The sequence below is a fragment of the Roseisolibacter agri genome (genome assembly GCF_030159095.1).
GTDB lineage: Bacteria > Gemmatimonadota > Gemmatimonadetes > Gemmatimonadales > Gemmatimonadaceae > Roseisolibacter > Roseisolibacter agri.
Window position 1 is genome coordinate 721,340 of record NZ_BRXS01000003.1, and the last position, 24,887, is coordinate 746,226.

The following is a 24,887-nucleotide window of genomic DNA, read 5'->3' on the forward strand; positions in this document are numbered from 1 at the left end:
CAAGGAGAAAATCGGACAGGATCCGATAACGACGGATGGCTCCGGTGGAGTGCGAGATCCCTCGCCGCCACACGGAGCCGTCCGTCGTTATCAGACATTCTCAGACTTTCATCCTTGCTGCCGTTGCCGTTCGGAACCGCCACGCGGACTCGAGGCTCCAGGGTTCAGGATCCGCAGCCCGCAGCCTCACTTCACCTCGACCAGCTCCACCTCGAACACGAGCGTCGAGTTGGGCGGGATGTCGGGCGGCGCGCCGGTGGCGCCGTAGCCCAGCGCGGCCGGGATCACGAGCTTGCGCACGCCGCCGACCTTCATCCCCTGCACGCCCTCGTCCCAGCCGGCGATCACCATCCCGCCGTTGATGCGGAAGGCGAACGGCTCTCCCCCGTCACGACTGGAGTCGAACTTGGAGCCGTCGGGCAGCCAGCCGGTGTAGTGCACCCGCACCTCCGCGCCCGGCGCCGCGACCATCCCGGTGCCGACCTTCGTGTCCTGGTAGTAGACGCCGTTCGGCGTCTTGTAGAACGCGGGCAGCTGGATGCCCAGCGCGGGCGCGTAGGTGTTCGCGGCCGGGTCGGGGTTGCCGGGGGCGCGGGGCGTCTCGGGCTTCACGTCGGCGGTGCAGGCGGTGGAGAGGGCGAGCAGCAGCGCGCCGGCCGCCAGCGCCGCACGCGTGCGGAACGTCGGGATCATATCGCTTTCACCTCGGTCACGAGCTTGGTCAACATCGTCTTCGCGTCGCCGAACAGCATCCGCGTGTTGTCGGCGTAGAATAGCTCGTTCTCGATGCCGGCGAAGCCCGCGTTCATGCTGCGCTTCATGACGATGACGTTCCGCGCCTGGTCCACGTTCAGCACCGGCATGCCGTAGATCGGCGACCCGCGGTCCGTCTTGGCCGCCGGGTTCACCACGTCGTTGGCGCCGATGACCAGCGCGACGTCGGCCGAGGAGAACTCGTCGTTGATCTCCTCCATGTCGTACAGCTTGTCGTACGGCACGTTCGCCTCGGCCAGCAGCACGTTCATGTGCCCGGGCATGCGGCCGGCGACCGGATGGATCGCGTACTTCACCTCCCCGCCCTTCTTCTCGATCAGCTCCGCCAGCTCGCGCACCACGTGCTGCGCCTGCGCGACCGCCATGCCGTAGCCGGGCACCACGATCACCTTCCCCGCGTAGCCGAGCTGGATCGCCGCGTCCTCGGCGCTCACGCTCTTGACCGTGAGGCCGGCCGCGGTCTTCCCACTGGCTTCGGGCGCGGCACCGAACGCGCCGAACAGCACGTTGGCGAACGAGCGGTTCATCGCCTTCGACATGATGATCGAGAGGATGAAGCCGCTCGCGCCGTCGAGCGCGCCCGCGATGATGAGCACCGTGTTGCCGATCGCGAAGCCGGTCGCGCTGGCCGCCAGGCCCGCGTACGAGTTGAGCAGCGACACCACGACCGGCATGTCGGCGCCGCCGATGGGAAGCACGAACGACACGCCGATCACGAACGCGAGCGCGGTCATCGCCCAGAACGCCCACGTGGCCGTCGGATCGGCGATGAGGTAGAGCCAGAGCCCCACCGCGCCGGCCATCGCGGCGATGTTGACGACGTTCTGCCCGCGGTAGGTGATCGGGCGCCCCGGCAGGAACTCCTGCAGCTTGCCGAACGCCATGAAGCTGCCGGTCACCGTGAGCGCGCCGAACAGGACCTCGAAGCCGAGGGCCGCCATCTGGGGCCGCGGGATCGCTCCGGCGCCAACGTGGTGGGTGTATTCCGCGATGCCCACGAGCGACGCCGCCAGCGCGCCGAACATGTGCGAGATCGCGATGCGCTGCGGCATCGCCGTCATCGGCACGCGCGTGCCCAGCGGCCACCCCACGATGGTGCCGAGCACGAGGCCCGCGAGGATCCACTGGTACTCGACGATCTCCTCGACGATCAGCGTGCCGACGATGGCGAGCAGCATGCCGACCGCCGCCTGCTGCATGCCGCGCCGCGCGGTGTCGGGGCGCGTCAGCGACTTGAGGCCGAGGATGAAGAAGATGCTGGCGGCCAGGTAGCTGGCCTGCGTCAGGAGCGTGCGCGCGTCGCTCACTTGGACGCCTCACCGGGCGGCAGCTCGGCCGGCTTCTCCTCGCGCCGGAACATCCGCAGCATGCGGTCGGTGATGATGAAGCCGCCCACCACGTTGATGGTGGCGCACGTGACCGCGACGAAGCCGAGGATGCTGGCGAGCCGCGAGTAGCGCGAGCCGGCCACCACCAGCGCGCCGACGATCGAGATGGCGGAGATGGCGTTGGTGGCCGACATCAGCGGCGTGTGCAGGAGCGGCGGCACGCGGGTGATGATGCTGTAGCCCACGAAGCCGGCGAGGATGAAGACGTAGAGCTGCAGGACGTAGGTCAGCATCGGTCAGCTCCGCACCTGGCCGTCGTGGGTGAGCGCCATCGCGCCGGTGATCTCGTCGGACACGTCCAGCTGCAGCGCCCCCTCCTTCGTCGAGAGGTGCTGCAGCAGCGTCAGCACGTTGCGGCCGAACATCGCGCTCGCGTGCGCGGGCGTGGTGCTCGGCAGGTTCAGGGGCCCCATGATCGTGACGCCGTGCGCCTCCACGGTCTCGCCGGGGCGCGTCAGCTCGCAGTTCCCGCCGGTCTCCGCGGCCACGTCGACGATCACGGCGCCGGGCTTCATGGTCGCCACCATCTCGGCGGTGACGAGCCGCGGCGCGGGCCGCCCGGGAATCGCCGCCGTCGAGATCACGAGGTCCATCTCGGCGATCGCGCCGGCGATCGCGGCCAGCGTGCGCGCCTGCTCGTCGGCCGCCTGCTCGCGCGCGTAGCCGCCCGCCGTCTCGGCGCCGGGCGCCGCCAGCTCCGCGGCCACGAACCTCGCGCCGAGCGACTGCACCTGCTCGCGCGCCGCCGCCCGCACGTCGAAGGCGCTGACGACGGCGCCCAGGCGGCGCGCGGTGGCGATGGCCTGCAGCCCGGCCACGCCGGCGCCGAGGACGAGCGCCTTCGCGGGCGTGATGTTGCCGGCGGCGGTGGTGAGCATCGGCAGGAAGCGCGGCAGCGCGCTCGCCGCCAGGAGCACCGCCTTGTAGCCCGCGACCGTGGCCTGCGACGAGAGCACGTCCATCGACTGCGCGCGCGTGATGCGCGGCACCCGCTCGAGCGCCAGCGCGGTGACGCCGCGCTGCGCAAGGTCGGCCAGCAGGTGCAGCCCCTCGGCGCTCTGCGCGGGCTGCAGCAGCGCCACGAGGACCGAGCCGCGCGGGAGCAGCGCGGCCTCCGCGGCGGTGGGGCGCTGCACCTTGGCGACGACCTCCGCGCCCTGGCAGGCGGCCGCCGCGTCGGCGGCGAGGGTGGCGCCCGCGGCCTCGTAGTCGGCGTCGGCGGCGTAGGCGGCGGCGCCGGCGCCGCGCTCGATCACGACCTGGTGGCCGGCGGCGACCAGCCGCTTCACGGCGTCCGGGGTGAGCGCGACGCGGCGCTCCCGCTCGGCGGTCTCCTTCAGGACGGCGATGCGCATGGGCTCCGGTCGGGGGGCGACGGCGGACCACGGGACTCAAGGGGCAACCTACGGCGGACGGCCGCGAGCGCGAGCCCCGGTCGGCACGCCGGCGCGCCGGCCCCCCTGTGCCTGTTGGTGGGATGCGGATGCTCCCGATGAAACGGATGCTGCGGATCGCTCCGCACCGGCGCATGGAGCGTTGCCGCCACGCGGAACGATCCGAATGATCCGTTCAGATCCGGAGCATCCGCATCCTCCCCAACAGGTCAGAGGACTCGGGCGCAAAGGGCGAGGCTACGGAGCCCCGGTCAGCCGGGAATCCCGGGTGTGGCCGCTCGCGCGAGCGCGCGCCGGCCCGCATGTTCCGCGCGTCACGCGCTCGTTCCCGCATCCACCTCGCCCTCCTTCGCCTTCACCCCAGGCGCCGATGCCCGTCGCGCAGCTGACGTCCCTCGACTACGTCGTGATGGCGATCTACTTCGCCGTGGTGCTCGGGATCGGGTGGGCGCTCCGGCGGATGATGCGCACCTCGACGGACTTCTTCCTCTCCGGGCGCTCGCTCCCGCCGTGGGTGACGGGGCTCGCGTTCCTCTCGGCGAACCTCGGCGCGCAGGAGGTCATCGGGATGGGCGCGTCGGGCGCGAAGTACGGGATCGCCACCGCGCACTTCTACTGGGTGGGCGCGATCCCCGCGATGGTGTTCGTGGGGCTGTTCATGATGCCGTTCTACTACGGCTCGCGCGCGCGCTCGGTGCCCGAGTACCTGAAGCTGCGCTTCGACGAGAAGACGCGCACGCTGAACGCGGTCAGCTTCGCGGCGATGACGGTGTTCTCGTCGGGCGTGTCGATGTACGCGATGGGCAAGCTGCTGAACCTCCTGCTCGGCTGGGACTTCGACACGAGCGTGCTGGTGGCGGCGGCGATCGTGCTCGCGTACGTGCTGCTGGGCGGCCTGACGAGCGCGATCTACAACGAGGTGCTGCAGTTCTTCATGATCGTGTTCGGCTTCGCGCCGCTGGTGTGGATCGGGCTGCGCGCGGTGGGCGGGTGGGGCGGGCTGCGCTACCGCCTGGGGCAGCTGGCGCTGGACCGCGGGCTGCCGGCCGACGCGCTGACGCACACGTGGAAGGGGATGGGCGACGCGGCCACGAACCCGATCGGCGTCGAGTGGTTCGGGCTGATGATGGGGCTCGCCTTCGTGCTCTCGTTCGGCTACTGGTGCACGGACTTCCTGGTGGTGCAGCGCGCGATGGCGGCCGACTCGATGTCCGCCGCGCGGCGCACGCCGCTGATCGCCGCGCTGCCGAAGATGTTCTTCCCGTTCCTCGTGATCCTGCCGGGGATGATCGCGCTGGCGCACGGCAGCGACGCGTCGGTGGGCGGGCTGGCGACCGCGGGCACGGGGATGATCCCGCCCAAGCTCCTGCCGAGCGGGGTGCCGATGGTGAACGAGCAGGGGAGCTTCGTGCTCGACTACGACCTGGCGACGCCGATGATGCTGGTGCGGCTCTTCCCGACGGGGATGCTGGGGCTGGGCGTGACGGCGCTGATGGCGTCGTTCATGTCGGGGATGGCGGGGAACGTCACGGCGTTCAACACGGTGTGGACGTACGACATCTACCAGGCGCACATCCGCAAGGGCGCGTCGGACGCGCACTACCTGTGGATGGGGCGCGCGGCGACGGTGGGCGGGATCGCGCTGTCGATCGCGGCCGCGTACGTGGCGGGCGCGTTCAACAACATCATGGACTTCCTGCAGCTGATCTTCGCGTTCGTGAACGCGCCGCTGTTCGCGACGTTCGCGCTGGGGATGTTCTGGAAGCGGAGCACGGGCCACGGCGCCTTCTGGGGGCTGGTGGCGGGCACGCTGGGCGCGGCGCTGCACCACGGGCTGACGCTGGCGCGCGGCTCGACGCCCGGCGTGAAGGGCGGCTACTTCGCGACGCTGCACCTGTATCGCAGCGAGCTGGCGCAGACGTTCTACACGGCGACGGCGGCGTTCCTGACGTGCTTCGTGGTGACGATCGTCATCAGCCTCGCGACGCGGCCGCGCGCGGACGACGAGCTGCGCGGGCTGGTGTACTCGTTGACGCCGCGGCCGGCGGACGACTCGCGGCACTGGACGCAGCGGCCGGCGGTGCTGGCGTCGGTGGTGCTGGGCATGACGCTGCTGCTCAACGTCCTGTTCTACTGAACCCAGACCCGGAGCGCGGACGATGAGCGGTGCGGCGGCGCTGGACCTGCGGTACCCGATCGGCGGGCTGTTCGTCGTGCTCGGCCTGCTGCTGGCGGGCTACGGCGCGATGACGCACGGCGACGCGACGATGTACGCGCGGGCCACGGGGCTGAACATCAACCTGTGGTGGGGCGCGGCGATGCTGGCGTTCGGGGCGCTGTTCCTGGCGCTGGCGGCGCGCGCGGGCCGGCGCGCGACCGCGCGGCCGGCGATGGAGACGCCGGAGGGGCGCGAGACGGAGCGGCGGGAGCACGAGGCCGGTCTCGAGACCTGAGGCTGCGTGCTGCGTGGCGTGCACCATCACGCCGGACCCGAACGGCAACGGCAGCAAGGATGAAATCTGACGAGATCGGATAACGACGGAGGGCTCCGCGTCGGGCGACGTTCCTCGCCGCCACGCGGAGCCCTCCGTCGTTATCAGACGTTATCCGATCTTCATCCTTGCAATGCCGTTCGCCATTCCAGAGCGCTACCGTAACCCGTCGCCTTCCACCCTTCCCGCATGCGACCCGCCCTCCGCCTGCTCGCGCACGCCTGCCTGCTGGTCGCCCTCCTTGCCGCGTGCGGCGAGCGCTCGACGCCGAGCGGAGAGCCGTCACCCACCCCACCGACGTCGCCCACCGCGCCCACCGCGCCGGCCGCCGGGCTCGTGCTGCAGGGCGACCCCGAGTCCGCCGCGGGCGCGACGTGGACGTACCGCGCGACGGTGGACGGCGTCGTGTACGACCTGAAGGGCGTGCTGTTCAAGCCGCGGGGCGCAGGGCCGTTCCCCGCGGTCGTCGTCAGCCACGGCTACGGTGGCAGCGCGGCGACCTACTCGCGCGGGATCGCAGTCGAGATGGTGCGGTGGGGGCTGGTGGCGATCGCGACCGACTACACGCACGCGGCGGTGCCGTCGGGCGCGCCCGGCACGTCGGCCGACCCGGGCGCGAGCACCGCCAACGTGCAGCGCGCGCACCGGACGTACGAGCTGCTGCGCTCCCTCGGCTACGTGGACATGCGGCGCGTCGCCGCGCACGGGCACAGCATGGGCGCGTTCGTCACCGCGGCGCTGCTGGCCGCCTACCCGGCCGACTTCCGCGCGGCGTCGCACACGGCGGGCGGCGTGCGCGTCGCGACGTTCGACGGCGCCGCGCCGACCGAGGCGCAGGCAGCGACCATCCGCACGCCGTATCAGCTGCACCACGGCGACCGTGACGCGGTGGTCCTGCTGGCGGCCGACCAGCGGCTGGCGTCGGTGCTCACCGCGAGCGGCACGACGCACGAGCTGCAGGTCTACCCCGGCGCCGACCACGACGACGTGGCGCGCAGCGCGGCGATGCTGGAGCGCGTGCGGGCGTGGTACGGGCGGTGGGGGATGTTCTGAACGGTGCGCTGGCCGCAGCCCGCCGCCTCAGCGCAACCCGTCGCCTTCCACCACCGCACCGTCGGCGCGCGGATCCTCCGCCAGCCGCGCCAGCGCGCGCGCCAGCTCGTCGGCGGTGGTGGAGCGCCAGCGGTCGCGCAGGCGGTGGGCGCCGAGCAGGCCCGGGATCGCGAGCGCCGCGTCGACCAGCGTCGCGCCGATGCGCTCGGCCGGGCGCGACTCGTCGCGGTCGGGGCCCGTGATGAAGCTCGGACGCACGACGGTCCACGGTAGCGGCGACGCACGCAGCTCCGCCTCCAGTCGTCCGCGCACCGCGAGGTACGGATTGCGCGACGCGGCGTCGGCGCCGACGGACGAGAGGTAGACGAAGCGCGGCGACGCATCCATCTCGCGGGCCGCGCGCTGCGTCGCACGCAGCAGGAGCGCGGTGAGCCCGTAGTCCACGTGCTCGTAGCCGTCGGCCTGGCCGCGCGCGGCGGACGCGCGCGCCCGCTGCCGCGTGGTGCCCAGCAGCGCGAAGACCGCGGTCGGCTGCACGGACAGCAGCGTCGCCGCCATCGCGTCCGCGTCCCACGGCGTCGCGTCGGCCGTCGCGCCCATGCCGGCGAAGCGCACGCGCCAGGTGTCGCGCTCCGGCGAGTCGGGGCGCAGGTGCGCGACCGTGCGCCATCCGCGCTCGACGAGCACCCGCACCAGCGCGCGGCCCACGTAGCCCGTCGCGCCCGCGACGAAGGCCGCGCGCGAGGTCACGACACGTCCACCACCGGTGCGGCCGCCGTCGCGTCCGCGGTCGCGTCCGTCGGTGCGTCGGCGTGCGCGGCCAGCCACTCGCGCGTGGCCGCGAAGACGCGCGCGCGCTCGCGGTCCACCGCGATCACGTGGCCCGACGCCTCCAGCCAGAGCACGTCGCGCGTGCGGCTGCCGATGCGCTCCGCCGCCACGGCCGCGGCCTCCGCGGCGACGCGGTTGTCGCGGCGCGAGAGCACGACGCGCGTCGGCACCTGGATGTCGGGGAGCGCCGCGTGCGCCGCGTCCACGATGCGCCCCAGCTCGCGCAGCAGCCGCGGCGTCACCACGCCGTAGCCCAGCGCCTGCGCGCGCGCCTCGGGGTCGTGGATGGACGCCGCGCCGCCGTCGCTGCCCAGGTACGGCAGCACGAGCCCCAGCGCGAGGTGCGCGCGCCCCACGGCGCGGACCGCGCGCGCGGCGGTGACGTACGGCGCCAGCAGGACGAGCGCGCGCACGTCCGGCGTCTCCGCGGCCAGCACCGCGCACAGCGCCGCGCCCATCGACTGCCCCACGAGGGCGACGCTGCCATGCTCCGCACGCAGCGCGGCCAGCTCCTCGCGCGCGCACGCCAGCCACGCGTCGGCGCCGCTGGCCGCGAAGTCGCGCACGGTGCGCCCGTGCCCCGGCAGCAGCGGTACGCGCACCGTCCAGCCGTCGGCGTGCAGCGCGTGCGCCAGCTCGGCCACGCTCTGCGGCGTGTCGCCGAAGCCGTGCACGACCAGCGCCGCGCGCGCCGGATCGCCGCGCAGCGTGAAGCCGTGCGCGCCGCGCACCACGCCGTCGTCGCCGAGCGGCAGCCGCGCGCCGACGCGCCGCTCGACGCGGCGGCGGTGGAGGTGGCGCAGGGCGGCGATCGCCGTGGCGGCGGTGAGGATCGCGAGTGGAAGCATCAGAGCGCCGGAGAGCGAGCGTCGAGCGGCGAGCGTCGAGCGGCGAGCGAGGGTCGCGCGGGATGCGGAGTCGCGAGCGCGCGCGGAATCGACTCGACGCTCACCGCCCGACGCTCGACGCTTCCTCATTCAGTACCGCGGGACGGACGCGTCCACGTCCTCGCTCCACGCGTCGATGCCGCCGCTGAGGTTCGCGACGCGCGTCAGCCCGCGCTCGCGCAGGAACTCGGCGGCCATGCGGCTGCGCACCCCGTGATGGCACATCGTCACGAGCGCGCGCGCCGGGTCGAGCGTGCTGAGCGCGGCGGGGAGCTGGTTGAGCGGCACGAGGCGCGCGCCCGCGAGGTGCGCGATGTCGTGCTCCCACGGCTCGCGCACGTCCAGCACCAGCGGCGGATCGGCGGCGCCCAGGCGCGCGGCCAGCTCCACCGGGGAGATCTCTTCGACGGCCGGGTGTCCGGCGGACGGCTGCGACACGGACGACGGCTCCGGCGACGGGTACGGGGCGTCGGGCGAGACGGCGACGGCGCCGTCCATCCCGGCCTGGCGAATCTGGCCCGCCGCGCACGTCGGGCACAACGGGTCGCGCGGCACGGCGAAGACGTGCGTCACCATCCGCAGCAGGTCCATCACCAGCAGCCGGCCCACCAGCGGGTCGCCGGCGCCGAGGAGCAGCTTGGACGCCTCGACTGCCTGCAGCATCCCGATCGCGCCCGGGACGGGCCCCAGCACGCCCGCCTCCGCGCACGACGGGATCGCGTGCGCGGGTGGCGGCGTCGGCCACAGGCAGCGGTAGCACGGCCCCTCGGACGCGGCGAGCACGGTGACGCGCCCCTCCCACCGCGACACGGCGCCATGCACCAGCGGACGCCCGGCGGCGACGCACGCGTCGCTCAGCGCGTAGCGGACGGGGATCTGGTCCGTGCAGTCGAGCACCACGTCGTAGCCCTGCACGAGCGCCGGCGCGTTGGCGGCGGTGACCTCGACGTGGTGCAGGTCGATCCGCGCGTCGGGAGCGACGGCGGCGAGCCGCGCGCGGGCCGCCTCGACCTTGGGCGTGCCCTCGTCGCCCGGCGCGTAGAGCAGCTGCCGGTGGAGGTTGGAGCGGTCCACGCGGTCGTGGTCCGCGAGCCCGATGCGTCCGACGCCCGCCGCCGCGAGCCAGAGCGCCGCGGGCGACCCGAGCCCGCCCGCCCCGACGATCAGCACCCGGGCGTCCGCCAGACGCGCCTGTCCCGCGAGCCCGACTTCTGGGAGCGCGATCTGGCGCGCGTAGCGGGAAAGATCCGGGGCCGGCATGACCCACAACCTACAACCCCCGGAGGGAGCTGCGGACCACGGGCTGCGGATCCTCGACCCGCGAGCCATCGGTCCGCCGGACCCGAACCGCATCTGCAAGGATGAGATCGGACAAGATCTGATAACGACGGATGGCTCCGTGTGGTGCGAGGATCCTCGCGCTCCACCGGAGCCATCCGTCGTTATCAGATCTTCTCAGACGTTCGTCCTTGCTGCAGTGGTCGTTCGGGTCCGACGCGACGATCCGGCTCAGGCGCGCGTGGCGATCGACCCCCCGTCCTCGCGCGTCATCGGCACCGCCGTGTCCTCCTCCACCCACGTCGCGCTGAGGCGCTTGGCGAGCGCGCCGACGTCGGGCACCGAGAAGGTCGTCCCCTCGCGCTCCACCAGCCCGGCCGAGACGAGGCGGTTGAAGACGAGGGAGACGCTCTCGCGCGTGGCGCCCACCAGCTCGCACAGCAGCCGGTACTGCGCGGGGCCGAGGACGAGCGGGGCGTCGTCGGAGAGGCCGCTCTGGTCGGCCATGCGCACCACCGAGGCGATGAGCCGCTCCTCGACGCTGAGCGTGGCCAGCTCGCGCAGCTTCTCGAGGAGCGCGCTGCGCTCGACCATCAGCTGGGCGAGCAGCGCGCCGCCGACGAGCGGCTGCTCGCGCAGGCAGCTGCGGAGCTGCGCGGCGCTGAGGTGCAGCGTCTCGCTGGCCTCCTCGGCGCGGGCGTCGGTGACGTAGCTGCTGCCCGGGATGAGCCCCTCGGCGCCGAAGGTCTCGCCCTCGGCGGCGACGACGGGGACGAAGCCGCGTCCGGCCTTCACGCGGCTGCGGAGGACGACGCGGCCGCTGAGGACGACGAACACGCCGTCGGCCGGCTGCGCGCGTTGATAGATGGCGAACCCGCCCGGCCAGGTGGCGCGGGCTCCGTAGGCGAGCAGCGCGGCGCGGGCATCGGGCGCCAGGCGCGTGACAGGACGTTTCGAGCTCACGACATCTACTCCGGTGCGGCGTGCGGCGCGGGCCTCCCCCAGGCGGGGAACGTCGGCTTCGGTTGTGGCGCGGTTGCAACGTCCGGGCCTCGGAAACAAGTGGCGACCTCGACCTGCCAACCTGCGATGCCATCGGAGGATGCCGGCACGCGGGCTCGGCCGGCGTTTACCGTTCGTTCACCGGCCGCGAACCCCGGTGTCCACAACGACCGCGGCCCGCCATTCGTAGCTTGCACACGCGTGTACAGCATGCACCAACGTGCAGACGACCGGCGGGCCGCGCGCTCGCCGGTCGTGCCGTCCCCACCCCACCCGCCCGCCGTGCGCTCCGACGCTGCCGCCCTTCCCGACGCCCCCGCGCGAGCCGCCGCTGCCCCGCGCGGCACGGCCGACGACGCCGACTTCGCGCGGGCCGAGCCGCTCCTGGCCGCCGCGCGGGCGCTGCGCGACGAGGTCTCGCGCCGCGTCCTCGGCCAGGGCGACGTGGTCGAGGAGATCCTGCTGGCGATCGTCGCCGGCGGCCACGCGCGCCTCGTCGGCGTCCCCGGCCTCGCGAAGACGCTGCTCGTGAAGTCGGTGGCGGAGGCGATGCGCCTGCAGTTCCGCCGCATCCAGTTCACGCCCGACCTGGTGCCGAGCGACATCACGGGGACGGAGATCCTGGAGGAGGACACGCACACCGGCGCGCGCGCGTTCCGCTTCGTGCAGGGCCCCGTGTTCGCGAACATCGTCCTCGCCGACGAGATCAACCGCGCGCCGCCGCGCACGCAGGCCGCGCTGCTGGAGGCGATGCAGGAGCACGCGGTGAGCGCGGCGGGTCACACGATGCGGCTGCCGGAGCCGTTCTTCGTGCTGGCGACGCAGAACCCGATCGAGCAGGAGGGCACGTATCCGCTGCCCGAGGCGCAGCTCGACCGCTTCCTGTTCGACGTGCGCGTGGGCTATCCCGCGGCGGAGGACGAGGTGGCGATCCTGCGCGCGACGACGGGCGCGTCGCAGGGCCCGCTCGCGCCGGTGCTCGACGCCGACCAGACGCTCGCGTTGCAGCGCCTCGCGCGCGCGGTGGCGGCGAGCGATCCGGTGCTGCGCTACGCGGCGTCGCTGGTGCGCGCGACGCGCCCGGACGATCCCGGCGCGCCGAAGCTGGTGCAGCAGTCGGTGCGCTGGGGCGCGGGCCCGCGCGCGGGCCAGGCGCTGATCCTCGGCGCGAAGGCGCATGCGCTGCTCGCCGGCCGCGTGGCGGTCGCGCCGGAAGACGTGCGTCGCGTCGCCGCGCCGGTGCTGCGGCACCGCGTGCTGCCCACCTTCGCCGCCGAGGCCGAGGGCGTCGATGTCGAACAGGTGGTGGACGCCGTGCTCGCTCATGTCGCGGCGCCCAGCTCCGGCGTGCGGATCTGAATGAGCGTCGAGCGTCGAGCGTCGAGCGGTGAGCGTGGGGGTCCGGCGGCCTGCAGCACGCCCGCGCACCGGACCGTGTGCACGCTCGACGCTCACCGCTCGACGCTCGACGCTCAGGTGGCCGTCGTATGAGCATCCGGACGCACGACTACGCCGCCCTGCTCGATCAGGTTCGATCGCTGAGGTGGCCCGCCCGCCGTCGCGTCGCCGGCAACCTCCCCGGCGCGCACCGCGCGCGGCTGCGCGGCAGCACGGGCGAGTTCAGCGAGTACCGCGCGTACCGCCAGGGCGACGATCCGCGGCGGCTCGACTGGCGGCTGCTCGCGCGCAGCGACCGCGCGTACGTGCGGCTGGCCGACGACCACGCGCTGCTGCCGACGCTGCTCCTGGTGGACGCGAGCGCGTCGATGGCGTTTCCCGAGGGAACGGATGCGGGCACGCGCCACGCGAAGTGGCGGACCGCGTGCGCGCTCGCCGTGGGACTCGCCGCGGTGGCGCACGCGGCGGGCGATCCGGTGGGGCTCGCGATCGCCGGCAGCGACGGGGTGCGCACGCTGCCGCCGCGCTCGCGGCGCGGCGTGGTGCACGAGCTGGCGCGCGCGCTCGACGCGGTCGCGCCGGCGGGATCGGGCGCGCTGGCGCCGCTGCTCGCGCGCGTGCCGGCGAGCAGCCGGCTGGTGCTGATCTCGGACTATCTGGGCGACGACGCGGACGCGCTGCGGCAGGCCGCGGGCGCGCACGCGGCGCGCGGCGGCGACGTGCATGCGCTGCACGTGGTGGCGGCCGAGGAGCTGGCGCCGCCACGCGACCTCGCGCTGGCCGTCGATCCCGAGGACCCGAGGCTGCGCCGCCCGTTCGACGCCGCGGCGCGCACCGCCTACGTCGCGCGCTTCGCGGAGTGGCGCGCGGGGCTGGCGCGCGCGTGGCGCGAGGTGGGCGCGACGTACGCGCTGGTGGCGACCGACGAGCCGCCCGCGCGCGCGGTGCGGCGCATCGTGCGTGGTGACGCGGCGTGAGCGTGACGCTGCTCGCGCCGTGGGGGCTGGCCGCCGGCGTCGCCGTGGCGGCGGCGCTGGTCGCGCTGCACGCGATCACGGTCGGGCGTCCGCGGCCGTCGTGGCTGCCGACCGCGCGCTTCGCGCCGGAGCGCGCGCCGCGCGCGGTGCGCCGGCTGTCGCGGCCGACGGACCTCCTCGTGCTCGCGCTGCGCCTGCTGGCCGCGCTGCTGGCGGGGCTCGCGCTCGCGCGGCCGGTGCGCACGCCGCCGCGCGCCGCGGTGGCGCGGCTGATCGTCGCCGATCGCTCGCGCACGGCCGACGCGTCGTCGATCGCCAGCGCGGTGCGCGCGCTCGCGCGACCGGGTGACGTGGTGCTGCCGTTCGACGCCGCGCCGGGTGCACCGCTGACGTGGACGCCCGGTGTGGACTCGGCCGCGTGGTCGCGCGCGCTCGACTCGGCCGTCGCGGCGAAGGCGCCCGACGCGCGTGGCTCGCTCTCGGCCGCGCTGATCGCGGCGCGGCGCGCGGCGCCCACGCTGGCGGCCGGCGCCGACTCGCTGGCGCTGGTGGTGGTGTCGCCGCTGGCGCGCGAGACGGTGGACGCGGCGACGCTCGCGGTGCGCGCGGTCTGGACCGGGCGCGCGCGCATCGTGACGGTCCCGTCGTCGGCCCGCGCAGACTCGACGCGCGCCGCGGCGCCACTGCGGGTGGCGCTCCGCGACGCGCCGCGCGACGACGCGCTGGCCGCCGCGCTCGCCCTCTCGGGCATCGCGCGCGACGACACGGCGTCCGTGCGGCTGACGCGCGTCCGCGCGACCGAGGCCGACCTCGAATGGGCGCGCGGCGCGGGCCACGTGCTGGTGGAGTGGCCGGCGGACGGCGCGCCCACCGGCGCGCGCGCGACGACCGCGGATACGGCGTACGGCCTCGTGGCGGGCGAGCACGCGGTGGTCGCGCCGTTCGCGCGTGCGGTGGCGCCCGACACGGCGGGCGCGCGCGTGATCGCGTGGTGGGCGGACGCGCGCGCCGCCGCGCTCGAGCGCGCGCTCGGCGCTGGCTGCACGCGCGCCGTCGCCGTCGCGGTGCCGCAGGTCGGCGACGTGGCGCTGGGGAGCGCGTTCCGCGCGCTGCTGCCCGCGCTGCTCGCGTCGTGCGGCGAGGCGCGCGATGCGTCTCCGCTGTCCGCCGCCGACGTCGCGCGACTGGCGGGAACTGGCCCGCTCCTGGTCGCCGCGCCGCTGCGCGCGATGCCGGGCGGCGCGCGCGACACGCTGGGCGCCGCGCTGCTCGGCGCCGCGGCCGCGCTGCTGCTGCTCGAGCTGCCGCTGCGCCGCCGCGCGCGCCGCGACGCACCCGACGTCATCGCCGAACCGATCGCCGCGCGGGAGGCCGCGTGACGGCGCCGGCGCTGGAGATGCTGCGCGCGACGCGGCGCACGCTGGTGGCGACGGCCGCCGCGCGCGTCGCGCTCTGGGGCGGAGCAGCGGCACTCGGCGCGTGGTCCGTGGGGACGCTGCTGCGCGCCCCGACCGGTACGGTGGTCGCCGCGTCGGCCACGGCGGGCGCGCTCGCGGCGGCGGTGGCGGCGATCGCCGCGACGCGCGGCGGCCCGCGCGCGTGGGACCGCACGAGCGTCGCGCTCTGGCTGGAGGCGCGGCTGCCGGCGCTGCGCTACGCGCTGGTGACGCTGGCCGGCGACGAGGCCGACGCGCTCCCCGCGCCGGTGGCGCGCGCGCTCGCCGACCGCGTGCGCGCGACGCCGTGGCGCGCGACGGTCGCGCGCGACGTGCGCCGCGCGCTGCTCGCTCCCGCGGCCGCGCTGCTGGCCGCCGTGGTGCTCGCCACCGGTGCGTGGGCGATCGCGCCGCGACTCGGCGCGCGCGCCGCGGATGCACGCGTGGCCGATGCGAGCTCACCCGCCGCGCGGCGCGCCGCGCTCGTGAACCCGCTGGCGCGCGTGCGCGTGACCGTCACGCCGCCCGCCTACACGCGCGAGCCCGCGCGCACGCTCGACGCGCCCCCGGTCGTCGCGGCGGTCGTCGGCAGCGCCCTGGTCGTCGAGGGCACGGGCGACGCCGCGCGCGTGCGCGCGTCGCTCGTGGTGCCCGACTCCGCCGCCGCGACGCGCACCGTGGCCGTTCGTGCCGCCGGCGAGCGCTGGCGCGCCACGCTCGCGGTGCCCGCGCGCGCGGCGCTGCTGCGGCTCGACGCGACCGTCGGCGACAGCGCGCGCACGCGGCTGGTGGCGCTGGAGCCGCGCCCCGACCTGCCGCCACGCGTCGCGCTGCGCGCGCCGGTGCGCGACACCGTGCTGCGCGAGGCGCGCGGCGCGCTCGCGCTCCGCGCCTCGATCGACGACGACCTGGGGCTCGCCGACGGCGCGTTCGAGTACATCGTCAGCTCGGGCGAGGGGGAGAGCTTCACCTTCCGCGCGGGGCGCGTGGGCGCCGCACGGCTGTCGGGCGCGCGGCGCGGCGCGCTCGCGGCGACGCTGGACCTGGCGCCGCTGGCGCTGAAGCCCGGCGACGTGGTGCACCTGCGCGCGGTCGCGCGCGACCTGCGCCCCGGCCGCCGCGCACCGTCGCCCGTGGACACCGCGACCGTGCGCACCGCCACCGAGGCCGTCGCGCCGCCGCGCCCCGACGACGCGCTCGGCGTCTCGGAGACGCGCACGCTGCGCATCGCGCGCGCGGGCGAGTACGACTCCGTGGCCGTGGAGGGCGCGCCGCCGCCGGCCGTCGACACGACCGCGATCGGGCAGCGCATGATCCTGCAGCTCACCGAGGCGCTCGTCGCGCGCGCCGAGTTGCGCCGCGCGCCGCTCGCGCGCCCGGTCGTGGTATCGGAGTCGCGGAAGCTGGCGATGGACCAGGCGCGCCTGCGCAAGCGCGTGGGCGACGCGGTGTTCGCGCGCATCGGCGAGGGGGAGGGCGAGCACGCGCACTTCGAGGGCGACGGCCACCAGCACGGACAGAACGAGCGGCTGCCGCAGCTGACGCCGGAGCAGCTGCTGGCCGCCGCCGACCGCGCCACCAACAGCGCCACCAACGCCGCGACGCCCGAGGCGGGCGAGTCGCCGGTACTGGCGGTCAACAAGCCGCTGCTGGAGGCCTACAACCACATGTGGGACGCGGGCCGCGCGCTGGAGATCGGCGAGCCGCGCAACGCGCTCGCGCCGATGCGCCGCGCGATCGCCGCGCTGCAGCGCGCGCGCGCGGCGGAGCGCATCTACCTGCGCGGCCGCCCGCCGACGGTGGTCGTGGACCTGAACCGCGTGCGCGGCGCAGGCAAGGTGTCGGGCGACACGCTACCGCTGGTCGCGCGCACGCCGCGCACCGCGCTCGACCCGGCCGCACGCGCCCGCGCCGCGACGCTCGACCGCGCGCTGGCGCTGCTGGGCCGCGGCGGCGACGACGCGCGCGCCGGCGCCGACTCACTGGCCGTGCTGCGCGTGCGCGCCCTCGGCGAGTCGCCCGCGCTGGCGAGCGCGCTCGGCGAGGCGCTGTCGGCGATCGCCGCCGGGAAGGACGCGACGGCGCCGCTCACGGCGGCGCGGCGGGCGGCGCTGGGAGCCCGGAGCCGCGCAGCCGGCGTGAACGCATGGACCGGAGTAGCGCCATGACGGCGGAGAACGATACCGCGGAGAACGGAAGGGCGGATCACGGTGAAGCGCGATACGAAGAGGCGGATGTACGAGGTTACGCCCCATCGTCTCACGCCCCATCGTCTTCCGCCATTCCGTCCTCCGCCGTGCCGTCCGCCGCTGCATCGGGATCGGATTTCGTTTTCGCGACCTTACAGTACGAATCCGGCGACTGGGACTCCGCCCCCCTCGTCCCCGCGAACCTCATCGACACGCTCGCCCGCTACACGTCGCTGAAGGTCGCGCCGAGCGGGGCGATCGTCGCGGCGGGGACCGAGGCGCTGCTGCAGTACCCGTTCGCGTACATGACCGGCCACCTCCCGGTGCGCTTCACGGAGGCCGAGCGGCGGATGCTGCGGCGGTGGATCGATCGGGGCGGGTTCCTGTTCGTCGACGACCACAACCACGACGTCGACGGCATGTTCCACAAGACGTGCACCGAGGAGCTCGCGCGCACCCTCGGCCCGCTCGTGCAGCTGCCGAACGAGCACGCGCTGTATCGCGCGTTCTTCACGTTCAGCGATGGCCCGCCGACCACGAGCCACGAGCTCAATGGCTGGGGCGACAACCTCGTGCACCGGCACCTGCACGGCATCCTGCGCGGCGACCGCGTGGCGGTGCTGTACAGCAACAAGGACTACAGCTCGGAGTGGGGCTACCATCCCGACAACAAGCGCTTCCAGAGCGTGGACAACACGCGGTTCGCGGTGAACATCGTGACGTACGCGCTGACGCGATGAGCGCGCGTCGCATCGTCGAGAGCGCGCTGCGCGCCGGAGCCGTGGGCGCGCTGGCGCTGGCGGCGTGGCAGCGGCTCGCGCCCGCGCCGGCCGCGGCGCAGGCGGCCGCGTCGGCCGACGAGCGCGCGCTGGCGGGCGCGCTCGCGCGCTGGACGACGGAGGGCGCGCCCGCCGCGCGCGTGGCGCTCGACACGCTCCCCGACGCGCGCACGCGCGACTGGCTGCGCGCGCTGGACGCCGCAGGGACGCGCGTGAGCTGGCGGGCGACGCGGGCGCCCGCGCTGGCCACCGCCGCGGAGCCGGCGCGCGAGCCCGCGGGGGGCGTGCAGCTCGCCGTGGCGGCCCCGGACGGCGCGCCGCTGGCCGCGCGCGACGCGCTGGGCGCGCTGGACAGCGTGCGGGCGGCGGACGGCGGAGCGCGGCTCGCGCTCCCGTCGGTGGGCGCGGGGCTGCAGGTGCGCACCGTGGGCGGCATCGCGCGGCTGGACGCGCCGCGGCCGGTCGACCTCGACGCGGTGCTGGTGCTCGCGCGCGCGGGCTGGGAGGGGAAGTTCACCGTCGCCGCGCTCGAGGAGGCCGGGTGGCGCGTGCGCGCGCGCTTCGCGCTCGGCCCCGGGATGGTCGTGGCGCAGGACGGGGCGGCCGCGGGAACGACGGCGCTCGACACCGCGACGCTCGCCGCGGTCGTCGCGCTCGACAGCAGCGCGGCCGCGCTGGCCGGCCCGATCGCGGGCTACGTGCGGCGCGGCGGTGGGCTGGTGCTGGCCGGCGAGGCCGCGCGCGTGCCCGCGCTCGCGGCGCTGGCGGCGGCCGCGCTGGACGATCCGGTGCGCGACGGCGACGGGACCGTGCGTGCGCTGACCGCGCCGCGCGCCGACGCGGTGCCGCTGGCGTGGCGTCCGCTGGCGGGCCGGCGCGCGCTCGTGGCCGCGGCGCGGCGCGTGGGCCCCGGCCGCGTCGTGCAGCTGGCGGAGGAGGAGACGTGGCGCCGCCGCCTGGCCGGTGGGGAGGAGGCCCCCGCCGCGCACCGCGCGTTCTGGTCGCGTGCCGTGGCCACGGTCGCCCACGCGTCGGCCGCTCCCACGCCCTCGCCGCCGCCCGCGTCGCCGCTCGACGCGCCCGCGCGTGAGCCCGCGCCGCTCGCCGCCACGGTGGCCGCCCTCGGTCCGCCAACCACGGGCGCCGCGCGCGACCCCGGCGGCGCGCCCGCCGCGCCCGCGCCCCGCCGAGTCCCCGACGCCGTGCTGGTGGGCGGCGCACTGGCCGCGCTGCTGGCCGAGGTGGCGTCGCGACGCCTGCGGGGCGCCGCGTAGGAGCCGCGTAGGAGCCGCGTGATCGCGCGCACCGCGTCATCTTTGCTCCCATCCGCGGACCGCGCCCGTCGCCCGACCACGGCGCGCCCGCCCGAACCCGACGGAGGTGGAATGTCGACCGACCCGCGCGCCCGGCGCTCGCTCGCCCGGCTGCTCGTCCCCACGCTCGCCGTGGGCGTCCTCGCGCTCCCGGCACACGCGCAGCCCGCGAAGGTCGCGCAGGTGTCGTCGCCCGAGCAGTTCTTCGGGCACCGCATCGGCGCGGACTACCGCCTGCCCAACTACGACCGCTTCACCGCCTACTGGCGCCAGCTCGACCAGCAGTCGGACCGCATGAAGGTCGTCGACATCGGGAAGACGGCGGAGGGGCGGTCGCAGCTGATGGCGATCGTCACGTCGCCGGAGAACCACCGGAACCTGGCGCGCTACAAGGAGATCGCGACCCGCCTCGCGAAGGCCGAGGGGGTGACCGAGGCGCAGGCGCGCGCGCTCGCGGCCGAGGGCAAGGCGATCGTCTGGATCGACGGCGGCCTGCACGCGACGGAGGTCCTCGGCGCGCAGCAGCTGATCGAGACCGTCTACCAGCTGGTGAGCCGCAACGACGCGGAGACGCAGCGCATCCTGCGCGACGTCGTCGTGCTCGCGGTGCACGCCAATCCCGACGGCATGCAGCTCGTGTCCGACTGGTACATGCGCGAGCCGGACTCGCTCAAGCGCAGCACGAACGGCATCCCGCGGCTGTACCAGAAGTACATCGGGCACGACAACAACCGCGACTTCTACATGTCGACGCAGCCGGAGTCGGAGAACATGAACCGGCAGCTGTTCCACGAGTGGTTCCCGCAGATCATGTACAACCATCACCAGACCGGGCCGACCGGCACGGTGATGTTCGCGCCGCCGTTCCGCGACCCGTTCAACTACCAGCTCGACCCGCTGATCGTGACGGGGCTCGACCTGGTGGGCGCGGCGATGCACAACCGCTTCATCGCCGAGGACAAGGGCGGCGTGACGATGCGGCGCGGCGCGAACTACTCGACGTGGTGGAACGGCGGCCTCCGCACCACGGTCTACTTCCACAACATGATCGGGCTGCTGACCGAGACGATCGGCAACCCGACGCCGATGCGGATCCCGTTCGTCGCCAACCGCCAGCTGCCGAGCGCCGACCTGCCGCTGCCCATCGCGCCGCAGGAGTGGAAGTTCCGCAACTCGATCGACTACTCGATCACCGCCAACTACGCGGTGCTCGACGTCGCCAGCCGCTACAAGGACACGTTCCTGTTCAACATCTGGCGGATGGGCCGCAACTCGATCGAGCACGGGAACAGGGACAGCTGGACCGTGTCGCCGACGCGCCTGGACGCGGTGCGCGACTCGATGCAGGGCGCGCGCGGCGGCAGCAACAACGCCGGCGGCCCCGCGGGCGTGATGACGGCGGGCGGGCAGTTCGGCGGCGCGGCGAACGCCGAGGCGTCGCAGCGCTACCTCGCGATGCTGCGCCGTCCCGAGGCGCGCGACCCGCGCGGCTACATCCTGCCGGCCGACCAGCCGGACTTCCCGCGCGTCGTGCACCTGATCAACGCGCTGCGCGAGAACGGGATCACCGTGCACCGCGCGACGGCGGCGTTCACGGTCGCGGGCAAGCAGTACCCGGCCGGCTCGTACGTCCTCAAGACCGCGCAGCCGTTCCGGCCGCACATCCTCGACATGTTCGAGCCGCAGGACCATCCGAACGACTTCCTGTACCCGGGCGGCCCGCCGATCCCGCCGTACGACGCCGCCGGGTGGACGCTCGCCTACCAGATGGGCGTGAAGTTCGATCGGATCCTCGACGGCTTCGACGGGCCGTTCGCCGAGGTGAAGGACTGGAACGTGAAGCCCGCGCCGGGCACCGTCGCCGCGGGGAACGCGGCCGGCTACGTGATCTCCGCGCGGTACAACGACGCCTTCCCCGCCGCGGTGCGCCTCGTGGGCGCGGGCGAGGAGGTCTATCGCCTGACGGCGCCGTTCGCCGGGCATCCGGCGGGCTCGTTCTTCGTCGCCGCCGGCGCCAGCACGCGCGCGCGGCTGCAGCCGATCGCGAGCGAGCTGGGGATCGACGTCGCCGCCGCGCCGTCGCGGCCCGCGGGCGACCTGGCGCGCCTGAAGTCGCCGCGCGTGGCGCTGTGGGACCGCTACGGCGGCTCGATGCCGTCCGGCTGGACGCGCTGGCTGCTGGAGCAGAAGAAGATCCCGTTCGACGTGGTCTACGCGCCGCAGCTGGACGCGGGCAACCTGCGCGCGAAGTACGACGCGATCATCCTCGTCGACGGCGCGATCCCGGCGCGCGACGGGCAGGGCGGCGGCTTCGGCGGCGGCGGCGGCGACGCGCCCCGCGGCGGCGAGCCGCGCGCCGACGCGGTCCCGGCCGACCTCCGCGCCACGCTCGGCAACACGTCGGTGGCGAGGACGGTCCCGCAGCTCAAGACGTTCCTCGAGCAGGGCGGCACGGTGATCACGATCGGCTCCTCGACGGTGCTGGCGCAGCACCTCGGCCTGCCGGTGGGGAACAAGCTGGTGGACGCGCAGGGGAAGCCGCTCCCGCGCGAGCAGTTCTACGTGCCCGGCTCGGTGCTGCGCGTGCGCGTCGACACCACGCAGGCGTCGGCGTTCGGGATGGAGTCGCAGGCGGACGTCTTCTTCGACGACTCGCCGGCGTTCACGCTCGGGCCGGACGCCGCGGCGCGGGGCGTGAAGCGCGTGGCGTGGTACGACACGGCCACCCCGCTGCGCAGCGGCTGGGCGTGGGGGCAGAAGCACCTCGAGGGGGGCGCGGCCGCCGTCGAGGCGAAGGTCGGCCAGGGGACGCTCTACCTGTTCGGCCCCGAGATCCTGTACCGCGCGCAGCCGCACGGGACGTTCAAGTTCTTCCTCAACGGGCTCGCGGGGAGCGCCTCGCAGGGCACGACGCTGCAGTGAGCTAGGGCGTGGAACGGGCGGCATCCGCGGGCCCACGCGGGCCCGCGGATGCCGCCACGGCCCGCGGAGTGCGCAGGACCGTTTGCGGGCGGGCCTCCGTACGTTACGGTTCGTCCATGGTACCGGCGCGGGGTCTCGGCGCCGGCCGGGGGGGGGAGGGAGAGGGAGCTCGCAACGAAGAGACGAGGTCGATGAGCGACTCGCGCACGCCGGGCCCCGCCGCCGTGCCGCCCGCTGCGCCCGCGGCACCGCCCGCGATCGCGCGGCTGCAGGCGGAGGGCGCGCTGTTCAGCCTCCTGGTGGAGAGCGTCCGCGACTACGCGATCTTCGCGCTCGACGCGGACGGCTACATCCGCACCTGGAACGCGGGCGCCCAGCGCTTCAAGGGCTACCAGGCGCACGAGATCATCGGCCGCCACTTCTCGACGTTCTATCCGCCGGAGGACGTCGCGGCCGACAAGCCCGGGTGGGAGCTCCGCGTCGCGACCGCGGAGGGGCGCGTGGAGGACCAGGGGTGGCGCGTGCGGAAGGACGGCACGCGCTTCTGGGCCAACGTCGTCATCACCGCGCTGCGCGACGCGACCGGGGAGCTGGTGGGCTTCGCCAAGGTGACGCGCGACCTCACCGAGCGGCGCGCGGCCGAGATGCAGGCGCTGGAGGACGCGCGCCGCGTGGCGGCCGCGGAGGCCGCGAACCGCGCCAAGAGCGAGTTCCTGGCCGCCATGAGCCACGAGCTGCGCACCCCGCTGAACGCGATCGGCGGCTACGCCGAGCTGCTGGCGATGGAGCTGCGCGGCCCGCTCACCGAGACGCAGCGCTCGGACCTCGACCGCATCCAGGCGAGCCAGCGCCACCTGCTGCGCATCATCAACGACCTGCTGAACTACAGCCGGATCGAGGCGGGGCAGCTGACGTACGAGCTGGCGCCGATGTCGCTCGCCACGAGCATCGCGGCGGTGATGGAGATGGCGCGGCCGCTGGCGCAGCTCAAGGGGCTGACGCTCGCGTCCGACGTCACGGGCGACCTGCCGGTGCTGGCCGACCGCACGAAGGTCGAGCAGGTGGTGCTCAACCTCCTCTCGAACGCGATCAAGTTCACGCCGACGGGCGGGCGGGTCGCGGTGCACGGCGCGATGGTCGGCGACCACGCGCGCGTCTCGGTCACGGACACGGGCCCCGGCGTGCCGGAGGACCAGCGGCAGGCGGTGTTCGAGCCGTTCGTGCAGCTGGGGCGCACGCTCACCACGGGCACCGAGGGCACGGGGCTGGGCCTCGCGATCAGCCGCGACCTGGCGCGCGCGATGGGCGGCGAGCTGTCGGTGGACGCGGGCCCGGACGGCCGCGGCGCGTGCTTCACGCTCCTGCTGCCGGCCGCCGTGCTGGCGGTCGCGGCGCGCGACGCGTGACGGACGGCGACGCGCGCCCGCTGGCGGTCCTGCGCGCGACGATCGACGCGCTCGACCGCGAGCTGCTGCAGCTGACGGCGCGGCGCATGGCGGTCGTCGCGGAGGTGGCGGCGTACAAGCGCGCGCACGGGATGCGCGTGCGCGACCCGGCGCGCGAGCGCGAGGTGCTGGCCGAGCGCACGCGCGACGCCGCGGAGCTGGGGCTGCCGGTGGGCGAGGTGGAGGCGATCTTCCGCCTGCTGCTGCGCGCGAGCCGCGAGCACCAGTCCGCGCTGCGCGCCGAGGTGCCGCCGGGCGAGCCGCCGCGCACGGTCGCGATCGTGGGCGGACATGGCCGCATCGGCCGCGTGATGGCGCGGCTGTTCGGGGACCTGGGCCACCGCGTGCTGGTGGCGGACGTCGACACCGAGATCGGCGCGGCGGAGGCGGCGGCCGCGGCGGACGTGGTGATCGTGAGCGTGCCGATCGACGTCACGGAGCAGGTCATCACTACGATCGGTCCGCACGTGCGCGAGGACGCGCTGCTGATGGACGTGACGAGCGTCAAGCGCGCGCCGGTGGAGGCGATGCTGGCGGCGACGCGCGCCAGCGTCGTCGGCACGCACCCGATGTTCGGCGCCAGCGTGCACTCGCTGCAGGGGCAGCGCGTGGTGCTGTGCCGCGGGCGCGGCGACGCGTGGGCCGACTGGCTGGCGCGCACGTTCACGGCGCGCGGGCTGGTGGTGACGGAGGCGACGCCCGCGCACCACGACCGCGTGATGGCGATCGTCCAGGTGCTGACGCACTTCCAGACGCAGGTCCTCGGCCTCACGCTGGCGCGGGCGGGGCTGCCGCTGGAGGAGACGCTGCGCTTCACGTCGCCCGCGTACCTGCTGGAGCTGTACGTGGCGGCGCGGCACTTCGCGCAGTCGCCGGCGCTCTACGGCCCGCTGGAGATGCGCAACCCGGAGCTGGGCGCGGTGACGGACGCCTTCCGCGGCGCGGCGACGGAGCTGGCGACGGTGCTGCGCGCGGGCGACCAGGCGGCGTTCGAGGGGATGTTCGCGGAGGTGCGGGCGTTCTTCGGCGACTTCACGGAGACGGCGCTGGAGCAGTCGAGCCATCTGATCGATCGGATCGTCGAGCGGACCTGACGCTGCGTGCAGCGTGCTGCGTGGCCTGCATCCACGTGCCGGACCCGAACGGCGTTGGCAAGGATGAAGATCGGATAACGTCTGACAACGACGGATGGCTCCGCTGGCGCGCGACCGACGTCGCACCACACGGAGCCATCCGTCGTTATCAGATCTGTTCAGATCTTCATCCTTGCCAATGCCGTTCGCAGTTCAGGTCCGGCGCGCCGACGCATCCCGAGCGGCCGTACACGCG

Annotated in this window: 20 protein-coding genes; 12 read left to right on the top strand and 8 right to left on the bottom strand. The window is 74.9% G+C overall.

The annotated features are described in order from the left end of the window. Nucleotides 1–186: 186 nt before the first annotated feature. Genes rosag_RS11685 through rosag_RS11700 form a run of 4 tightly spaced genes read right to left on the bottom strand, consistent with a single transcriptional unit; the run spans nt 187 to nt 3,517 of the window. Entirely contained in the window at nt 187–693 is a 507-nt protein-coding gene (locus rosag_RS11685; protein WP_284350312.1) for an FKBP-type peptidyl-prolyl cis-trans isomerase, read from the bottom strand. Further along, nucleotides 690–2,081, bottom strand: coding sequence for an NAD(P)(+) transhydrogenase (Re/Si-specific) subunit beta (locus rosag_RS11690; protein ID WP_284350313.1), 1,392 nt, complete (start codon nt 2,079–2,081; stop codon nt 690–692). The genes rosag_RS11685 and rosag_RS11690 overlap by 4 nt, the downstream gene beginning before the upstream one ends. Next, nucleotides 2,078–2,395 carry an NAD(P) transhydrogenase subunit alpha part 2 gene (locus tag rosag_RS11695; RefSeq protein ID WP_284350314.1) on the bottom strand — a complete coding sequence of 106 codons (318 nt, stop codon included), beginning with the start codon at nt 2,393–2,395 and terminating at the stop codon, nt 2,078–2,080. Before rosag_RS11695 ends, rosag_RS11690 begins: the two co-directional genes overlap by 4 nt. A gap of 3 nt (nt 2,396–2,398) precedes the next feature. Then, complete coding sequence (locus rosag_RS11700; protein WP_284350315.1) at nt 2,399–3,517, bottom strand: Re/Si-specific NAD(P)(+) transhydrogenase subunit alpha; 1,119 nt, start codon at nt 3,515–3,517, stop codon at nt 2,399–2,401. Nucleotides 3,518–3,926: 409 nt separating this feature from the next. Here rosag_RS11700 and rosag_RS11705 point away from each other — a divergent pair, with 409 nt between their 5' ends. The 3 genes from rosag_RS11705 (at nt 3,927) to rosag_RS11715 (ending at nt 7,101) form a co-directional block, all read left to right on the top strand. After that, nucleotides 3,927–5,693, top strand: a complete 1,767-nt coding sequence (locus tag rosag_RS11705; protein ID WP_284350316.1) for a sodium:solute symporter family protein — start codon at nt 3,927–3,929, stop codon at nt 5,691–5,693. 22 nt (nt 5,694–5,715) lie between these two features. Beyond that, nucleotides 5,716–6,009, top strand: coding sequence for a hypothetical protein (locus rosag_RS11710; protein ID WP_284350317.1), 294 nt, complete (start codon nt 5,716–5,718; stop codon nt 6,007–6,009). Between the two features lie 228 nt (nt 6,010–6,237). Further along, entirely contained in the window at nt 6,238–7,101 is an 864-nt protein-coding gene (locus rosag_RS11715) for an alpha/beta hydrolase family protein (RefSeq protein ID WP_284350318.1), read from the top strand. Between the two features lie 27 nt (nt 7,102–7,128). Here the strand turns inward: rosag_RS11715 and rosag_RS11720 are convergent, their stop codons facing one another. The 4 genes from rosag_RS11720 to rosag_RS11735 all read right to left on the bottom strand — a co-directional run bounded on the left by rosag_RS11720 (nt 7,129) and on the right by rosag_RS11735 (nt 11,060). Next, entirely contained in the window at nt 7,129–7,851 is a 723-nt protein-coding gene (locus rosag_RS11720) for an NAD(P)H-binding protein (RefSeq protein ID WP_284350319.1), read from the bottom strand. Further along, nucleotides 7,848–8,780 carry an alpha/beta hydrolase gene (locus tag rosag_RS11725; protein ID WP_284350320.1) on the bottom strand — a complete coding sequence of 311 codons (933 nt, stop codon included), beginning with the start codon at nt 8,778–8,780 and terminating at the stop codon, nt 7,848–7,850. The genes rosag_RS11720 and rosag_RS11725 overlap by 4 nt, the downstream gene beginning before the upstream one ends. Nucleotides 8,781–8,909: 129 nt before the next feature. Then, complete coding sequence (locus tag rosag_RS11730) at nt 8,910–10,079, bottom strand: ThiF family adenylyltransferase (RefSeq protein WP_284350321.1); 1,170 nt, start codon at nt 10,077–10,079, stop codon at nt 8,910–8,912. Nucleotides 10,080–10,328: 249 nt separating this feature from the next. Continuing rightward, entirely contained in the window at nt 10,329–11,060 is a 732-nt protein-coding gene (locus rosag_RS11735) for a Crp/Fnr family transcriptional regulator (protein ID WP_284350322.1), read from the bottom strand. A 321-nt stretch (nt 11,061–11,381) separates the two neighbouring features. Between rosag_RS11735 and rosag_RS11740 the strand changes: the two genes are divergently transcribed. From rosag_RS11740 to tyrA, 9 genes are all read left to right on the top strand, one after another. Continuing rightward, entirely contained in the window at nt 11,382–12,458 is a 1,077-nt protein-coding gene (locus rosag_RS11740; RefSeq protein WP_284350323.1) for an AAA family ATPase, read from the top strand. A 128-nt stretch (nt 12,459–12,586) separates the two neighbouring features. Further along, entirely contained in the window at nt 12,587–13,474 is an 888-nt protein-coding gene (locus rosag_RS11745; RefSeq protein WP_284350324.1) for a DUF58 domain-containing protein, read from the top strand. Continuing rightward, the gene (locus tag rosag_RS11750; protein WP_284350325.1) at nt 13,471–14,853 is read left to right on the top strand and encodes a BatA domain-containing protein; all 1,383 of its coding nucleotides are present in this window, start codon (nt 13,471–13,473) and stop codon (nt 14,851–14,853) included. Before rosag_RS11745 ends, rosag_RS11750 begins: the two co-directional genes overlap by 4 nt. After that, nucleotides 14,850–17,078, top strand: a complete 2,229-nt coding sequence (locus rosag_RS11755; protein ID WP_284350327.1) for a hypothetical protein — start codon at nt 14,850–14,852, stop codon at nt 17,076–17,078. The genes rosag_RS11750 and rosag_RS11755 overlap by 4 nt, the downstream gene beginning before the upstream one ends. Nucleotides 17,079–17,206: 128 nt before the next feature. Further along, the gene (locus rosag_RS11760; RefSeq protein ID WP_284350328.1) at nt 17,207–17,839 is read left to right on the top strand and encodes a DUF4159 domain-containing protein; all 633 of its coding nucleotides are present in this window, start codon (nt 17,207–17,209) and stop codon (nt 17,837–17,839) included. Next, nucleotides 17,836–19,152: a hypothetical protein gene (locus rosag_RS11765; RefSeq protein ID WP_284350329.1), complete on the top strand. Its 1,317-nt coding sequence runs from the start codon at nt 17,836–17,838 to the stop codon at nt 19,150–19,152. The genes rosag_RS11760 and rosag_RS11765 overlap by 4 nt, the downstream gene beginning before the upstream one ends. A 111-nt stretch (nt 19,153–19,263) precedes the next feature. Beyond that, the gene (locus rosag_RS11770; protein WP_284350330.1) at nt 19,264–22,113 is read left to right on the top strand and encodes a M14 family metallopeptidase; all 2,850 of its coding nucleotides are present in this window, start codon (nt 19,264–19,266) and stop codon (nt 22,111–22,113) included. A 191-nt stretch (nt 22,114–22,304) separates the two neighbouring features. Then, nucleotides 22,305–23,519 carry a sensor histidine kinase gene (locus tag rosag_RS11775; RefSeq protein ID WP_284350331.1) on the top strand — a complete coding sequence of 405 codons (1,215 nt, stop codon included), beginning with the start codon at nt 22,305–22,307 and terminating at the stop codon, nt 23,517–23,519. Continuing rightward, the gene (gene tyrA, locus rosag_RS11780) at nt 23,516–24,652 is read left to right on the top strand and encodes a bifunctional chorismate mutase/prephenate dehydrogenase (RefSeq protein WP_284350332.1); all 1,137 of its coding nucleotides are present in this window, start codon (nt 23,516–23,518) and stop codon (nt 24,650–24,652) included. The genes rosag_RS11775 and tyrA overlap by 4 nt, the downstream gene beginning before the upstream one ends. Nucleotides 24,653–24,887 lie beyond the last annotated feature (235 nt).

What these genes read in the sequence shown, in the direction of transcription:
- rosag_RS11775 (WP_284350331.1), top strand. Translation starts at nt 22,305, where the DNA reads ATGAGCGACTCGCGCACGCCGGGCCCCGCCGCCGTGCCGCCCGCTGCG.
- rosag_RS11765 (WP_284350329.1), top strand. Translation starts at nt 17,836, where the DNA reads ATGAGCGCGCGTCGCATCGTCGAGAGCGCGCTGCGCGCCGGAGCCGTG.
- rosag_RS11705 (WP_284350316.1), top strand. Translation starts at nt 3,927, where the DNA reads ATGCCCGTCGCGCAGCTGACGTCCCTCGACTACGTCGTGATGGCGATC.
- rosag_RS11715 (WP_284350318.1), top strand. Translation starts at nt 6,238, where the DNA reads ATGCGACCCGCCCTCCGCCTGCTCGCGCACGCCTGCCTGCTGGTCGCC.
- rosag_RS11730 (WP_284350321.1), bottom strand. Translation starts at nt 10,079, where the DNA reads ATGCCGGCCCCGGATCTTTCCCGCTACGCGCGCCAGATCGCGCTCCCA.
- rosag_RS11700 (WP_284350315.1), bottom strand. Translation starts at nt 3,517, where the DNA reads ATGCGCATCGCCGTCCTGAAGGAGACCGCCGAGCGGGAGCGCCGCGTC.
- rosag_RS11695 (WP_284350314.1), bottom strand. Translation starts at nt 2,395, where the DNA reads ATGCTGACCTACGTCCTGCAGCTCTACGTCTTCATCCTCGCCGGCTTC.
- rosag_RS11745 (WP_284350324.1), top strand. Translation starts at nt 12,587, where the DNA reads ATGAGCATCCGGACGCACGACTACGCCGCCCTGCTCGATCAGGTTCGA.
- rosag_RS11770 (WP_284350330.1), top strand. Translation starts at nt 19,264, where the DNA reads ATGTCGACCGACCCGCGCGCCCGGCGCTCGCTCGCCCGGCTGCTCGTC.
- rosag_RS11725 (WP_284350320.1), bottom strand. Translation starts at nt 8,780, where the DNA reads ATGCTTCCACTCGCGATCCTCACCGCCGCCACGGCGATCGCCGCCCTG.
- rosag_RS11710 (WP_284350317.1), top strand. Translation starts at nt 5,716, where the DNA reads ATGAGCGGTGCGGCGGCGCTGGACCTGCGGTACCCGATCGGCGGGCTG.
- rosag_RS11685 (WP_284350312.1), bottom strand. Translation starts at nt 693, where the DNA reads ATGATCCCGACGTTCCGCACGCGTGCGGCGCTGGCGGCCGGCGCGCTG.